Annotated in this window: 12 protein-coding genes; 3 read left to right on the top strand and 9 right to left on the bottom strand. The window is 68.0% G+C overall.

Annotated elements, in window-relative coordinates:
* The first annotated feature begins 81 nt into the window (after positions 1 to 81).
* Positions 82 to 1,254: an acyl-CoA dehydrogenase family protein gene (locus ACFWXQ_RS40095; RefSeq protein ID WP_383935510.1), complete on the top strand. Its 1,173-nt coding sequence runs from the start codon at positions 82 to 84 to the stop codon at positions 1,252 to 1,254.
* Positions 1,255 to 1,388: 134 nt separating this feature from the next.
* Here ACFWXQ_RS40095 and ACFWXQ_RS40090 read toward each other — a convergent pair whose 3' ends face one another.
* The 3 genes from ACFWXQ_RS40090 to ACFWXQ_RS40080 form a co-directional block, all read right to left on the bottom strand.
* A complete protein-coding gene (locus ACFWXQ_RS40090) occupies positions 1,389 to 2,276 on the bottom strand; it encodes a hypothetical protein (protein ID WP_383935508.1) in 888 nt (295 codons plus the stop codon).
* Positions 2,277 to 2,388: 112 nt separating this feature from the next.
* Positions 2,389 to 2,778, bottom strand: a complete 390-nt coding sequence (locus ACFWXQ_RS40085) for a peptidase inhibitor family I36 protein (RefSeq protein WP_383935506.1) — start codon at positions 2,776 to 2,778, stop codon at positions 2,389 to 2,391.
* A 276-nt stretch (positions 2,779 to 3,054) separates the two neighbouring features.
* Positions 3,055 to 4,320 (bottom strand): LCP family protein, encoded by a 1,266-nt coding sequence (locus ACFWXQ_RS40080; RefSeq protein WP_383935504.1) that lies wholly within the window; start codon positions 4,318 to 4,320, stop codon positions 3,055 to 3,057.
* 119 nt (positions 4,321 to 4,439) lie between these two features.
* Here ACFWXQ_RS40080 and ACFWXQ_RS40075 point away from each other — a divergent pair, with 119 nt between their 5' ends.
* On the top strand, positions 4,440 to 4,988 hold the full coding sequence (locus ACFWXQ_RS40075) for an acyl-CoA thioesterase (RefSeq protein ID WP_383935502.1): 549 nt from the start codon (positions 4,440 to 4,442) through the stop codon (positions 4,986 to 4,988).
* A gap of 113 nt (positions 4,989 to 5,101) precedes the next feature.
* Here the strand turns inward: ACFWXQ_RS40075 and ACFWXQ_RS40070 are convergent, their stop codons facing one another.
* Positions 5,102 to 6,550: an LCP family protein gene (locus ACFWXQ_RS40070; protein ID WP_383935500.1), complete on the bottom strand. Its 1,449-nt coding sequence runs from the start codon at positions 6,548 to 6,550 to the stop codon at positions 5,102 to 5,104.
* 126 nt (positions 6,551 to 6,676) lie between these two features.
* On the opposite strand from ACFWXQ_RS40070, the gene ACFWXQ_RS40065 reads away from it, so the two are divergent.
* Positions 6,677 to 7,705, top strand: a complete 1,029-nt coding sequence (locus tag ACFWXQ_RS40065) for a glycosyltransferase family 2 protein (RefSeq protein WP_383935498.1) — start codon at positions 6,677 to 6,679, stop codon at positions 7,703 to 7,705.
* 86 nt (positions 7,706 to 7,791) lie between these two features.
* Here the strand turns inward: ACFWXQ_RS40065 and ACFWXQ_RS40060 are convergent, their stop codons facing one another.
* The 5 genes from ACFWXQ_RS40060 to ACFWXQ_RS40040 all read right to left on the bottom strand — a co-directional run bounded on the left by ACFWXQ_RS40060 (position 7,792) and on the right by ACFWXQ_RS40040 (position 14,802).
* Positions 7,792 to 8,214, bottom strand: a complete 423-nt coding sequence (locus tag ACFWXQ_RS40060; RefSeq protein ID WP_383935496.1) for a spore-associated protein A — start codon at positions 8,212 to 8,214, stop codon at positions 7,792 to 7,794.
* 60 nt (positions 8,215 to 8,274) lie between these two features.
* Positions 8,275 to 8,721, bottom strand: a complete 447-nt coding sequence (locus tag ACFWXQ_RS40055) for a hypothetical protein (protein WP_383935494.1) — start codon at positions 8,719 to 8,721, stop codon at positions 8,275 to 8,277.
* 221 nt (positions 8,722 to 8,942) lie between these two features.
* Positions 8,943 to 10,547, bottom strand: coding sequence for an LCP family protein (locus tag ACFWXQ_RS40050; RefSeq protein ID WP_383935650.1), 1,605 nt, complete (start codon positions 10,545 to 10,547; stop codon positions 8,943 to 8,945).
* A 931-nt stretch (positions 10,548 to 11,478) separates the two neighbouring features.
* A complete protein-coding gene (locus ACFWXQ_RS40045; RefSeq protein ID WP_383935492.1) occupies positions 11,479 to 13,209 on the bottom strand; it encodes an LCP family protein in 1,731 nt (576 codons plus the stop codon).
* 258 nt (positions 13,210 to 13,467) lie between these two features.
* Positions 13,468 to 14,802 carry an LCP family protein gene (locus ACFWXQ_RS40040; RefSeq protein WP_383935490.1) on the bottom strand — a complete coding sequence of 445 codons (1,335 nt, stop codon included), beginning with the start codon at positions 14,800 to 14,802 and terminating at the stop codon, positions 13,468 to 13,470.
* Between the last annotated feature and the right edge of the window lie 214 nt (positions 14,803 to 15,016).

The following is a 15,016-nucleotide window of genomic DNA, read 5'->3' as shown; positions in this document are numbered from 1 at the left end:
CCCGTGGGCGGGCCCCTAAAATTTGAGTTACTTAACGGTAATTAGCGTCAGCATCACAGCGTCTTTGGAGCGTGAGAGACCTTGGCCGGATCGGCTGATTTCGACCTGTACCGCCCGTCCGAGGAGCACGACATGCTCCGCGACGCGATCCGCTCACTGGCCGAGGCGAAGATCGCGCCGTACGCCGCGGTGGTGGACGAGGAAGCCCGTTTCCCCCAGGAGGCCCTGGATGCCCTGGTCTCCTCCGACCTGCACGCCGTGCACGTGCCGGAGTCGTACGGCGGTGCGGGCGCGGACGCGCTGGCCACGGTCATCGTGATCGAGGAGGTGGCGCGGGTCTGTGCCAGCTCCTCCCTGATCCCCGCGGTGAACAAGCTGGGCTCGCTCCCGGTGATCCTCGCCGGCTCCGAGGACCTGAAGAAGAAGTACCTGGGCCCGCTGGCCAAGGGCGACGCGATGTTCTCGTACGCCCTCTCCGAGCCGGACGCGGGCTCGGACGCGGCGGGCATGAAGACGAAGGCGGTCCGCGACGGCGACTTCTACGTCCTGAACGGCGTGAAGCGCTGGATCACCAACGCGGGCGAGTCGGAGTACTACACGGTGATGGCCGTGACCGACCCCACGAAGCGCTCCAAGGGCATCTCGGCCTTCGTCGTCGAGAAGTCGGACGAGGGGGTCTCCTTCGGCGCCCCGGAGAAGAAGCTCGGCATCAAGGGCAGCCCGACCCGCGAGGTCTACCTCGACAACGTTCGCATCCCGGCCGACCGCATGATCGGCGAGGAGGGCACGGGCTTCGCCACCGCGATGAAGACCCTGGACCACACCCGCATCACGATCGCCGCCCAGGCCCTCGGCATCGCCCAGGGCGCCCTCGACTACGCCAAGGGCTACGTCCAGGAGCGCAAGCAGTTCGGCAAGGCGATCGCCGACTTCCAGGGCATCCAGTTCATGCTCGCCGACATGGCCATGAAGATCGAGGCCGCCCGCGCCCTCACTTACCAGGCCGCGGCGAAGTCGGAGCGCGTCTCCGCCGGAGGCGGCGAAGGGGACCTCACCTTCCAGGGCGCCGCCGCCAAGTGCTTCGCCTCCGACGTCGCCATGGAGGTCACCACGGACGCGGTCCAGCTCCTCGGCGGCTACGGCTACACCCGCGACTACCCGGTCGAGCGCATGATGCGCGACGCCAAGATCACCCAGATCTACGAGGGCACGAACCAGGTCCAGCGCATCGTGATGGCACGAAACCTGCCGTAGGGCCCGCCGGCGGCCCGCATTCCGTAGCCCTGCGCCCCTCGGCGGAGGGCTACGGCCGTGTCCGGCCCCTCGGAAGCGGTGCCCTCGGAAGCGGTAGGCGCCGGCGCGCGGCCCGCCGGTCGCTCATCGGCCGCTCATCCGCCCCGGGCGACGATCTTGTCTGCCTTCGCCAGGATCCGGGCCTTCTGCGCGTTCGCCTTCTCCAGGGCCGACAGCTGCTTGGCTATTTCCTTGTCCTGGATCCTGGTCTCGGCTTCCTGCCAAGTACGGATCAGACGGGTGGATTCCTTGCAGGCGTAGTCGGCGGCCGCGGTGCGCAGTTCCTTCGCGCTGGGCTTCGCAGAACTCAGATCGGCCTTCGAGAGCGCCTGCAGAGGGTCCGTGAACGAATAGCCCTTCTTGGCCATGCACTCCGACCAGTCCGCGGTGACCGCCTTCACCTTGGGATCCTTCAGGGACTCCGCGAAGCTTTTGCCGCTGATCTGCCGGGCGGCGGGGGAATCCATGGAGTGGTCGCCGGTGAGTTCTTTCTGGGATTCGGCCAGGCAGCCCGACGGACCACTCATGGCGGCCTCCTGCCGGGCCGAAGTCTTCGGAGGCGCGGTGGTGTCACCTAGCCAGGTGGGAGCGAGGTGATAGCCGTAGGTCAGGACGTCGGCCTTTACGATCGGCCCATAGCGTCGCGCGACCTGATAGGGGTCGGGATCGCTTCGACGACCTGCCTTGCCCGTCGTCTCCTTTATCGGCGGTACGTTCCGCTTCTGCAGGCACGTATTGAGCAGAATGATGGTGGCGGGCTTGATCGCCGATATCTCGGCCGGCACCAGAAGATACTTCTGCACGGGCAGTGGGAGCGGATTGGCGTCGACGTCGGGGGACGGCTCCGCGCGCTGCGTGGTCCCGGTGGGCGCCGACGCCCGGGAGGCCCGGTCGGGGCGGTCCCCGGCAGCGGAACAGGAGGAGAGCCCCAGCAGGGTGGCTGCGGCGCAGGCCGCGGTGACGATGTTCCTGACGTGTCTCATGATCTATCGATTCTTCGATCGCTCGACAGTCCGTAGCGAACCGCGGGCTGCTCTACAAGGCATCCCGGCCCTGACCGCGGAATCGGTCAGGGCCGGATCATGGCTTACCGGATTACGGGCAACCGGCCTTCAGAGAAGCGTTCTCGTTGTACGTGTACCAGAGCTGCCCGTAGGAGTTTCCGGCCAGCCAGTCGACATTTCCGCCGTAGTTGCTGCTGTAGTAGACCCACATGGAACAGTTGAGGCCGTTGATCTCCGCCGACGCCGCGTTGTTCTTCACCGACTGTCCCGCACCGGAACCAGAAGAGTCGAAGTAGTAGTTGGCGAGATTCGGTATCGCGGCCGTCACGTTGGCGTTGTTCTTGTCATAGGCGACGCTGAACTTCGCCCCGGTCTGGCCGGAGTTGAAGTAGAGGCATACGTGACTCGAGGCGCACCGGCCGGTGCTCCCCTTCGTGTCGGACGAGTTGTGCGTGTCGGCGAACGCAGTACCCTGCGCCACCCCCAGGAGAGTCGCCAGAAGTGCAGCGCTTCCGACGAATGCTCTCTTTGCCTTCACTGCAGACCTCCGTTGTCATGTACGCGCAAATGCGCTCACAAGATCGTAAACTATCGATTGTGATGATCGACGTCAACGGATTAGAAGTGTGCTGACGCATTTCTGGCCGATCTTGACCGAGTCCGGCCGCCGCAGCTCTGGCCCGTGGACCCGGGGCATGACTGAGGGCACCCCCTCGGGGGTGCCCTCAGTTCTGGATCGGTGCCCGGTCGCGCGGGGTCAGTTCCCCGACACCGTCACCTTCTCGTCGTTCTTCAGCTCGTTCACCAGGGTCTTGACCTTGGCGGTGTCCCACTGGAGGTTGCCGTTGGCCGAGTTGCCGGAGATGGGCATGTTCATCGACTTGCCGTCGCCGCCGGTGATGCCCTTCATGGCCCAGAACATCGAGGCGAGGTCCCAGAGGGACATGTCCTTGTCGACGGTGAGGGTGTCGAGGCCGGCGCCCATGGTCGGGTAGAGCTTGAAGGGGTTGAGGACCGTGGACGGTGTCGCCGTCTGGCTGGCCAGGGCCGCGAGGAACTTCTGCTGGTTCTTCGTGCGGTCCAGGTCGCTGTTGGCGAACGCGTACCGCGTACGGACGAAGGCGAGCGCCTCCTCGCCGTTCAGGGTCTGCTTGCCCGCCTGGAAGTCGGCGCCGGACTTCTTGTCCTTGAACGCCTTGGGGATGTCCAGCTCCACACCGCCCACCGCGTCGACGATCTTGGCGAAGCCGGCGAAGCCGATCTCCGCGTAGTGGTCGATCCGCAGTCCGGTGTTGGCCTCGACGGTCCGCACGAGCAGCTCGGGCCCGTCCTCCGCGTACGCCGCGTTGAGCTTCACCTGACGGCCGGTGCCCGGGAAGGTCTTGCCGGACTCGGAGCCCACGAACGTGGGGATCGTCACGTTCGAGTCGCGCGGCAGCGAGATCATCGTGTTCCCGTTGTCGCCGACGTGCAGGATCATCATCGAGTCCGTGCGCTTGCCCTCGGCGGAGCCCGTGCGGAGCTTCTTCTTCTCCTCGGCGGACAGGCCCTCGCGGCTGTCGGAGCCGACGATCAGGTAGTTCGTGCCCTCGCCCGCGTCGGGCCGGTCGATCACCTTCGACAGGTCGACCTCGCGCTTGAGCTTCGAGTCGGCCCAGAAGTACGTACCCACGGAGACCACGACCAGCACGGTGACCACCGTGATCGCGGTCCACTTGATCCGCTTGCGCCAGTTCGGCGCGGGCCGCGGACCCCGTCCACGGCCTCCGGGCGGCTCATGCGGGCCGCCTCCGCCCGGCGAGCCGTACACCTGTCCGGTGTTGTAGCCGTCGTAGGCGTCCTCGCCGTAGCCGTCCGTGTACGTCGGCTGGGGCGGGATTCCGCGCGACGGCGCCGAGGGGCGTGGACCGGCCCCCGAGCCGCGCTGCACCTGCCGCATCACACGGGCGCCCTCGGGCTCGGCGCCTGTGCTGCCGCGGCCGTGCCGGTCGCCGCCGTTGTATCCCTGGGGCCAATCGCTCATGGGCCCAGTGTGCAGGTTCCCACTGTGTGCCATACAAGAGTCTTCGGAAAATCGCACCAGGGCTGTTGCAGAGCTGATGCAAAGCAACCCTTGCGAGTGCCCGGCATAAGGTGGGCGGCATGACAGACCAGGCCCGTACCCCGGAATCCGATATTCCGGGCAAGCCGACTTCGGCGTCCCGAACCACCCTCAGTCACATCATGAGCCACAACGACACCAACCTCCTGGGCACGGTGCACGGTGGTGTGATCATGAAACTGGTCGACGACGCGGCCGGCGCGGTGGCCGGGCGGCACTCCGGCGGGCCCGCCGTGACCGCCTCCATGGACGAGATGGCGTTCCTGGAACCCGTACGCGTAGGCGACCTCGTGCATGTGAAGGCACAGGTCAACTGGACGGGTCGTACGTCGATGGAGGTCGGCGTCCGCGTTCTCGCCGAGCGTTGGAACGAGTCGACGCCGCCTCAGCAGGTCGGCTCGGCCTACCTGGTCTTCGCCGCGGTGGATGCCGATGGGAAGCCTCGGCGGGTACCTCCGGTGGTGCCGGAGAGTGAGCGGGACCGGCGCCGGCATCAGGAGGCGCAGATTCGTCGTACGCATCGGCTTGCGCGGCGGCGGGCGATCATGGAGTTGCGGGAGAAGCGGGCGTCTGAGGGGCTTGACGACTAGGGCGGTTTGTTGTCTGCGGGTTCGTTGTGGCTGGTCGCGCAGTTCCCCGCGCCCCTGACGGGGCGCGGCCCGACACCAAGTATTCGGCGCGAGCCCCTCTTTGGATTGGGTGGTTACGGGCAGACCACCTGGTCGCCCGTTACCGTTTTGAATTCGCCCTGGGTGGGGTCCTCCGCGCGGACCGTGTGGACCTGCTTGAAGTCCGGGCCGGCGATGACCTTCATGAGGGGGCCCTGGCCGTTCACGGGGCGTAGTTCGCTGCCGGGCAGGGCTGTGGCGAGGGACTTCGCGGAGCGGTCCCAGCGGGGGTCGTACTGGACGATCGTGCGCGGGACCGAGCGGTCGGGGGCGTTCACGGGGGCCCGGGTCGTGCGGAAACCGGTGGCCGCCAGGCCGCTGTCGACGCGGCGGCCGAGGCCGGCGGTCATGGTGCCGTTCTCGACCTGGACCCGGATCTGCTGCGGGGCGACATCGACGCGCAGGGCCTTGGAGCGGACCCGGTGCGGGGTGAGCGGCTTGTCGTCGCGCAGGGTGCGGAAGAGCCGGTCCGCCTTCTGCTCGTCCCACTTCAGGGTCGAGCCGATGCCCTTCACGGCGTACCCCATCTTGCCGATCGGGACCGTCGTGAACTCCGAGGAGGACGGCGAGAAGGTCCGCATCGCCCGCCCCAGGTCGACGAGTTCGTCGGATCCCAGGCCCTTGTCGGCGCGCACCGAGCCGAGCACGGCCCCGGTCACGTCCCGGAACCTGATCGGGTTGAGCAGCACCCCCGACGAGGTGGCCCGCTCGATCAGCGCGGCCAGGAAGCGCTGCTGGCGCTGCATCCGGCCGAGGTCCGAGGCCCCGTCGATGTGCCGCGAGCGCACGTACTGCAGCGCCTGCCCGCCGTTCAGATCGTGCACTCCGGTCGGCAGATCGAGCCCGGTGTAGGTGTCCTTGAGCGGCTTCACCGTGCAGATCCGGACCCCGCCGAGAACGTCCACGGTCTTGATGAAGCTGGTGAAGTCGACCTCCAGATAGTGGTCGATCTTGACGCGGGTCATGTTCTCGACGGTCCGCACGGTCAGCTGCGGCCCGCCCTCCGCGTACGCGGCGTTCAGCTTGACCGGGTGCGGCTGGTGCCGTCGGCCGGTGGTGCGGTCGATGTGGGCGGGCGTCTCGGCGTACGAGTCGCGCGGCAGGCTCACGATGCTGGCCCGCCTCCGGTCCTCGGAGAGGTGCACGATCATGATCGTGTCGGTGCAGTGGCAGGGGGCGCCGCCGAGCCGGTACTTCTCCTTCTCCTCCGGGGTGATCCGGTCGCGGCCGTCGGTGCCGACGAGCAGGACGTTCATGCCGTGGCCGTGCGCGGGCCGGTTCTTCATGTCCTTGAAGGGGTCGATCCGGTCGATGTCGGAGCCGAGACCGGTGAGCAGCGCGTGCCCGATGCCGGCCGCCGCGAGGACCGTCACGGACACCGAGGTCGTCACCCTCATGGCCCAGCGCGGCCGCCTGCGCCGTACGGGCGGCCGCGCGGGGCGCTGCCGCTGCGGGCGGGCGGGGGAGCGGGGCGGCGTGGGCAAGGCGGACACCTCCGCGTCGGCCGGGTGTGGGGGTCCGTGAGCACCGTAGGCCCATACGATCTGCGGCCCGCGCAGGGACCGGGCGGCGCGCGTCCGTGTCCCCCATTCGCGGTAACGTAATCCGCGATGAACGCCAAGCCCGACGTGCAGCTCCCCGCCGTCTCCGTGATCATGCCCGTCCTCAACGAGGAACGGCACCTGCGCGGAGCCGTCCAAGCGATCCTCGCCCAGGAGTACGGGGGCGAGATGGAGGTCGTGATCGCCATCGGTCCCTCGACGGACCGTACGGACGAGATCGCCGCCGAGCTCGTACGAGAAGACTCCCGTGTGCACACGGTGCCGAACCCGACCGGCCGTACCCCCGCCGCGCTGAACGCCGCGATCAAGGCCTCGCGCCACCCGATCGTGGTACGCGTCGACGGGCACGGCATGCTCTCGCCGAACTACATCGCGACCGCCGTGCGCCTCCTGGAGGAGACCGGCGCGCAGAACGTCGGCGGCATCATGCACGCCGAGGGCGAGAACGACTGGGAGCACGCGGTCGCCGCGGCGATGACGTCGAAGATCGGCGTGGGCAACGCGGCCTTCCACACGGGCGGCGAGGCCGCGCCGGCCGAGACCGTGTACCTCGGTGTCTTCCGCCGTGAGGCACTGGAGCAACAGGGCGGATACAACGAGGAGTTCATCCGCGCCCAGGACTGGGAACTGAACTTCCGGATCCGTGAGGCGGGCGGCCTGATCTGGTTCTCGCCCGAGCTGCGGGTCTCGTACCGCCCGCGTCCCTCGGGGCTGGCCCTGGCCAGGCAGTACAAGGACTACGGGCGTTGGCGTCATGTCGTCGCCCGCTACCACTCGGGTTCGATCAACCTGCGCTACCTGGCCCCGCCGGCCGCGGTCTGCGCGATCGTCCTCGGGCTCGTGGTGGGTGCGGCGGTGACCCCCTGGGGCTTCGTGGTCCCGGGCGCCTACCTCGCGGCGATCGCCCTCGGCTCCCTCCCCGCGGGCAGGGGGCTGCCGCCGAAGGCACGGCTGTGGATTCCCGTCGCCCTCGCCACCATGCACATGTCGTGGGGCATCGGCTTTCTGACCAGCCCGAAGTCGCTGGCGAAGAGGGTCATCGCGTCGCGCCGGCCCGCGGTGCCGAGCGAGAACTGACTGCCTCCGCGGCAGACACGGCTGCTGCGGCAGACATGACGAAGGCCCCTTCCGGACAGGGAAAGGGGCCTTCGCCGTTCGCGGGATCAGCCGCAGTGGACCTTGTAGTTGACCTGGATGTAGCTCGCGTTGCCCGCGGTGCCGCCGTAGTCGATGCAGGTGTCCACGGCCTTCACGTAGACGGGCCCCGCGTAGTAGCTGAAGTTGCCCGAGTCCACCTCGCTGGCCTTCCACACGGTGTCGGTCCGGTGGATGCGCAGCCGGGCGTCCAGGTACATCGACGAGCCCGGGGTGTCGCTGACGGTGACGACGCAGTTGTAGCCGTTGGAGCTGTTGTACGTGATAAAGGCGTTGCCGTCGCCGACGTCCTTGGAGCCGATCACGCTGTAGCCGGACCCGCAGCCGCCGTTGTAGGAGGCGGCCGAGGCGGTGCCGGTGGCGGCGACCGTGCCGGCGACGGTCAGGCCGAGGACGGCTGCCACCGAACCAAGTCGCTTGGTGTTGAACATGCTTGAGTTCCCATCAGGTCGGTTCACAACGGAACGCGCGTGTTTCGCGGGCGGCGGAGGTCAGCCGCAGTGGAAGTAGCCGCTCGGCGGGACGTGGTCCTGGATGATGTTGTTGCCGCTGAGGTTCCACATGTCGGTCTCGACCGCGATACAGCGGTCCTTCCCGTAGAACTTGAAGCTCGCGTAGTAGAGGTACTGGCCGTCGTCCCCCGGCGAGACGTAGCCGTCCTTGTTCGTCCAGGCGTCCACCGCGATACGGGACTTGACGCCGTAGTACGAACCGCGCTTCACGGCCGCGACGCAGTTGTAGGTGCCGTCCCAGAACAGGTAGGTCGTGGCGTACGTGGTGCCGTTGTACGTGTTGTTCCAGCTGTCGATCTGGGAACCGTTGCAGCCGTACGTGGCGGCGCTGGCGGCGGGCGCGGTGACGAGCGAGTAGCCGGCGATGCCCGACAGCATGAGGGCCATGGAGGTGGCGTAGCGGGCGACTTTGCTCCTGGACTTCACGTTGCTCTCCTGAGAGGTTCGACGGGGAAGGAAGATCATCGAGGGTGATCTCATCATCGAACTGCTCTTCGACAGCTGGCGTGATGTGTACATGTCCATTTATTGCCATGGAATGACTGATTCCGTGCGCTTGGAGTCCGCTCGACCCCGCGCGTCCGGAGCCCGCCCGATTCCGCTGTACCTACGGCGGGGCAGCCGCCAGAGACTGCCCCACCGGACGGCTACCAGCGGTAGGGCTCGTACACGGTCATGCACTGACTCTTGTCCGACCCGTTGATGGCGTCGGCGTTGCCGGGGATGTCCCCGGCCTTCGGGGCCGACTTCTTCGGGTAGGCCGTGCCCGTACGCCAGTCGGCGCCCACGATGAGGGTGACCCCGGAGACGTCGGTGCTCCGCTTCACCGAACTCGTCGGAATCCCCAGTGACTTGGCGACTTGCTGGGCGTCGCCCTCCAGGTCCGCACTCGGGTAGCGGACGACCGTCTTTTCCTCGCTGAGCGCCGACGAGCGGTCCGCCACCGCCTGGGTGAAACCCTTGCCGACGAGCTGGTCCGCGATCGCGCTCGCCCGCAGGGGCGCCGCCGCCTCCGTGCTCGTCCGCGTGCCGTTCTGTACCTGTACGGCGATCTGGCCGTCGGCCGCGGCCGGGTCCTTGGAGGTCTTCTCGGCCTTCTCGGCGGCCTTCTTCTTCGCGTCCGTGTCCGAGCCGTTCTTGTCGAAGGGCACGTCGTCGCGGAGCATCGACCACAGCTTCTCGGCGTCGGCACCGGCCGGCACCACGTGGTTGGCGTCCAGCGGGTCCGGGACGTTCGGCATCGTCGTCATGGTGATCCGGTTCGTCGGCACCGTCTTGAGCTGCATGCCCAGGTCGTACAGCTTCTTGACCGTGCCGATCTCCTCGGAGACCTTCAGCGACTTCGTGGCCGATTCGGCCAGGCCCATCAGCCGGCCCGTGTCGGTGAAGACGTTCTGGTCCTTCATCCCGCGGATCATCGAGTTCATGTACATGTGCTGGGCCCTGGCCCGCATGAGGTCACTGCCCCAGGCGTGGCGCGTGCGCAGCCACTGGAGCGCCTGCTTGCCCTGGACCTTCTTCGTACCGGCCTTCATCTTCAGGCCGGAGCCGCCGGGCACACCGGGCAGCGGGCCGTCCTTCACGTTCTGTCTCACACAGACCTCGACCCCGCCGATCGCGTCCGCCATGCTCACGACGCCCGCGAAGTCGATCGTCATCCAGTGGTCGATGTAGACGCCGGTGAGGTTCTGCCAGGTGGCCAGCGTGCAGCCGGCTCCGCCGCGGGACAGCGACGTGTTGATGATGTCGTTGGTCGCCTGATAGGTCTTGCCGTCCTCCGGGTCCGTGCACTTGGGGATGTCGACCCGGGTGTCACGCGGGATGGTCACCACCGCGGCACTCTTGCGGTCTGCGGACAGGTGGATGAGCATCTGCACGTCGCCCAGCGGCGGGTTGCCGCGGTTGTCCCTGCTGCCGCCCAGGGCCACGTTCGCGTCGGAGGCACGACTGTCGGAGCCGACCAGCAGGATGTTCAGCGGAGTCTGCCCGGCGGCGTTGGGCGCCGTCTTCGGCGCCTTCGAGTCGCCGCTGCTGCGCTCGCCCTTCTCGATGTTGCCGTTCAGGTGCCGGTAGTACAGGTATCCCGTACCGGCGGTCCCGAGTATCACCACCGACAGGACCGTCGCCGACCAGCGGAGCACCCGCCGTCTGCGACGGGACCGGTCGGTTCCCTGACCTCCTGGCCGCCGCTTGTTCCCGCCGTGCCTGCCCGGTCCGGCCGCCGTGTCCTTGCCCTGCGGTGCGAGGGACATCGTGTCCTCGACCGCGGGCACCTCCCCCTGCACACTGCTCCGACTCAACTCCCTGCCCCTTCCCCACCCCTGTTGCCCGACAACGCCGCGCCCGCGTCCGGCCCTCCCTGGCCGGTGCGGAGCGAACCCTGTCAGGCCACCCTGTCCGACACTGGTCCGCCACCTGTCAGACCCCTGTGGGCCCGAACGCGGTTGGCTACGCATCGGCAAAATCAGCGACTGGCACGGCCGCGTGCTGTCGGCCCGACGTGCGGCCGACGTCGGACAGACGTGCATTCGACACAGCGGTGCCCCACGTCAGACCAACGTGGACCCCACACGGTTGTGTTCCAAGCCGGACAACTCCGAGCCGGATACCGACCGACCTGCACCTGGCACCGGCCGACCTGCACCTGGCACGGCCAACTCCGCACCTGGCACCGACCGGCCTGCACCTGACGCGGGCCGGCCTGCGCCTGACGCGGGCCAACCCCACACTTGGCACCGGCCGACCAGCACCTTACGAGGGCCGACCCCGCACTTGGCACCGGCCGAACCCGCCCCGGCACCAGGCAGATCCGCCCCGGTATCGAGCAAGCCCGTCCCCGGCGCCAGGCAGACCCGCCTCCGGCACCGAGCAGATCCGCCCCGGCACTGAGCAAGCCCGCCCTGGCACCAGGCAGACCCGGCCCCGGAACCAAGCAAATCCGCCCCCAGCATCGGCCGAACCCGGCCCCGGAACCAAGCAAATCTGCCCCCGGCACCAGGCAGACCCGCCCCTGGCACCGAGCAAGTCCGCCCCGGTGCCGAGCAAATCCGCCCCCGGCATCGAGCAAGCCCGCCCCGGTACCAAGCAGATCGGCCCCCGGACCTCAACTCCATATCCGGCAAGGGCCCGCCGCTCGCCCCGTAAGACGTGCGACAGGCCCGTCAGGGCGCCCGGGTCAGCGCATCAGCTGGCGCACTGGACCTTGTCCGCCGTGGACTTCTCCACATCCGGAGTGGCGGCCGAAGCGGAGTTCAGCTTCACCCCGGCGCCCTTGAAGTCCTCTCCCAGCGTGAGTGTCATCGTCGGCAGTCCCTGGGAGTTGGTGACGCTCTTGCCCGGCGTCATCGCCGAGCCGCTCAGACCCATGATGTCGGCCAGCCTGCGGGCCTGGTCCGCCTGATCGGGCGCGTACTCGAGCGTCGTCTTGGCCAGTGTCTTGCCCGAGTTGCCCGCGTTCTCGGACTTGGACACGCCCGCTTCGAGCTGCAGCCAGTTGAGCTGAGCCTGGGCGCTGCCGTCCGGGGCACCGCCGTTGAGGATCTGCACGCGCACCTCGGAGGCGTCGGACTTCTCGCCCTTGAGACGGGCGGCGACCGCCGCCTTCTCCTTCGCCTCCTTCTGCTTCACCGCGGTGAAGGAGGTGTCGCTCTTGATCATCTGGAAGACCTGGGGCGCGCGCGAGTCGTCGACGACGACTGTCGCCTTGACCGTCTCGGCCGGGTTGTCGCGCACCGGCACCGTGGTGAAGGTGATGTTCTTCGGCGGCACCTTTTTCAGCTCCAGCGCCACGTCCTTGAGCGTGCTGACCTTTCCGATGCCGGTGTCCACCGTCAGTGCCTTGGTGGCGGCCTCGGCGAGCTTCAGCAGCTTGCTGGGGTTGGTGAGGGTGTCGCTGGACGCCATCTTGCGCATCAGCGATCCGAGGAACTGCTGCTGCACCTTGATGCGGTCGAGGTCGCCCTGGTTGCCGAAGCTGTGCCGGGTCCGCACGAAGGCCAGCGCCTGCTCGCCCTCGACCTTGGACGTACCGGCCGGCAGCTTGAGCTTCGACTCCTTGTCGTTGACGGCCTTCTCCACACAGACCTCGACCCCGTCCACCGCAGTGGTCAGGGTCTTGACGGCGTTGAAGTCGGCCATCATGAAGTGGTCCACCGAGATGCCGGTGACCGCCTTGACCGTGCGCATGGTGCAGCCCGGGTCCCGGCCGCCCTGACCCAGGCTCGTGTTGAAGCGCTGGTTGAGCGTCCCCGAAACGATCTTCTCCGTGCCGTCCTCCTGCTTGGTCGGACAGTCCGGGATGTCGACCATCAGGTCACGCGGAATGCTCATCGCGGTCGCGTTCGTACGGTCCTTGGAGACGTGCAGCAGGATGTTCGTGTCGGCGTGCCCGACGCTGCCCGCGTCCCCGTAGCCCTCGTTGCCCGCACCGGTGCGCTTGTCCGTACCGATGATCAGGATGTTGAAGGCCTCGTCCTTGCTGAAGCCGCTGGAACCCGCGCTGCCGACGTCCGTCGTGGCGACGTTGCCCTCGAGGTGCTTGATGTAGGCGTACGCCGCCGCCGAGACACCGACGAGCACAAAGGCCATGCCGCCGCCGGTCCACAGCAGTATCTTCTTCGCCCGCGATTTCTTGGGTTTCGTCCGGCGGCGGCCCGGAGGCGGCTCGTCCGGCGCGCCACGGCGCCTGCGCGGTCCCGGCACATCGGTGTCCGGAACCTCACGGTCACGGCCCGGCGCGGTACGCGGGCGTGTTGCCGCCCCTCCGGCACGGGTGGCGGTTCTCCGGGGACCGGGAACCGTCGACTGCGGTGCGGAACTCTGCAGTCGCAGTTCGTAGTCACCGGTATTCGGGTTGAGTACCCACTGGTCTGCGGGATCGATATCGTCCGCCCGCCCACGGCCTTGCGCGTCCACGGTTGCTTGAGTCCTCCGTCGGGGCCACGCGGCGTCTTTCCCCCTCAAAAGACGCTCGGTCAGTCGGTCCAACCAGTGCGCGACCTCAGGACAGACCTCAGGACCGGGTGCACCGGATCGCTCACACTATCCGCCCAGTTCGGCGCCGAGCGACGACGGTGAGAAATTCCACTTCCCTACAACCGGGCAATCCACCCAATTCTTTGAACGTACGTTCCCCGTCTTGGTGTGCTCTTTACCCAGAGGCCTGTTCGGGCGTTAACCGCAGGCGTCCTCGGCGGCCGTGTTCCCGCGGAAAGTCGGCGCGGGACTCGGAGCCGGCGAGGGGTCTTCGGGCCGCTTTGCGCCCGATTTGCCATCTTCCCGGCCGAATCCCTGACCGTAGTCCCCTTCCCTCTCTCCGTAACTCCCGTCATCGGGCTCGTAGTTGTACGAATCGCCGTATGTGTCCCCGTCGCCGACCGGCTCCGAGCCGCTCCTCCTTGTGGCGGAATCCTCCGGAAGTTCCTTCGAGACCTCCAACGGGGCGTCCATGCGCAGCCGTTCGAAGAGTTTCTCCGCCTCGGGTTCCACGAGCTGGTCGCGATTGGCGTTGTAGGCGTACGACTCCCGCGGCACCGTAAGGAATTGCACACGTTCGGTGGGGATGTTGCGCATGCCGCGGACCAGGTCGTACAGGCCCCGCAGGCTCGCGAGGCCCGGGTCGGTGGTGAGCGACGAGGTCGCCGCGTCCAGCACCGGATAGAGCTTCACCGGATTCAGCAGTACGTCATTGCTGCGCACCTTGTTGACGAGGGCGCCCAGGAAGCGCTGCTGGCGGTCCATCCGGTCGGTGTCGCTGCCGTCGCCGATGGTCTTGCGGGCGCGTACGTACCCGAGGGCCTGCTCGCCGTTGAGCTTCACCTTGCCCGCGGGCAGCCGGAGCTTGGCGGCGGGATCGTCGATCGGCTCCTTCAGGCACACCACGACCCCGTCGACGGCGTCGACCATGTCCTTGAAGCCGTGGAAGTCCACGACCATGTGGTGGTCGATCCGAATGTCGGTCAGCTTCTCGACCGTCCGGATCGTGCACGCCGAACCGCCGCTCTGGAAGGCGTGGTTGAACATCGCGAACGTCGGCGAGGTGCGGCTGCCGTCGGGCCGGCGGCAGCTCGGCACGTCCACCATCAGATCCCGGGGGAGGGAGACCGCGGTCGCGCTGTGCCGGTCCGCCGGGAGGTGGAGCAGGATCGTGGTGTCGGACCGCTCGGTGCCGGAGTCCCGCCCGTACTTCCCGTTTCCGCTCCCCGACCGTGAGTCCGACCCGATCAGCAGGATGTTCTGCGCGTCGCGCACCAGCGAGGTCGGCCGCTCCTTGTCGTACCGGGCGAGTTCGGCGGCGGTGTCGTCGTCCGACGTGATGTTGCCGTTCAGCTTCTCGTACAGCGCCCAGCCGGTTCCCGCGGCGCCCACCACGACCACGACGACGCCGATCGCCGTGTACCGCAGCCACCGCCGTCGGCGCCGCCTGACCCCGGCCCCGGTGGGAGACGCCCCGACCCCGGGCCCGACCGGCCCCGGCGCCGCGCCCCGCGTCCCTCCGGTGTCGCTCACGTCTGAGTCCACCCCTCATGGCGTACGGACCTGCTCCTACGACCATGGCCCGCGCGGAGGCGGAGGGCTCCGGGGACTGGGCTGAACGGGGGACGAGGGTTTGTCGGGTGCGGACCGGTGGGGGCTTGTCGCGCAGTTCCCCGCGCCCCTGAAGACCTCTAGGGGCGCGGGGAACTGCGCAGTCTTTTGGGGGTTCGGGGGCGGAGCCCCTGAG

The organism is Streptomyces sp. NPDC058697 (assembly GCF_042715345.1).
In the GTDB taxonomy this organism is placed as follows: domain Bacteria; phylum Actinomycetota; class Actinomycetes; order Streptomycetales; family Streptomycetaceae; genus Streptomyces; species Streptomyces liliifuscus.
This window is presented reverse-complemented; position numbering and strand designations above follow the sequence as displayed.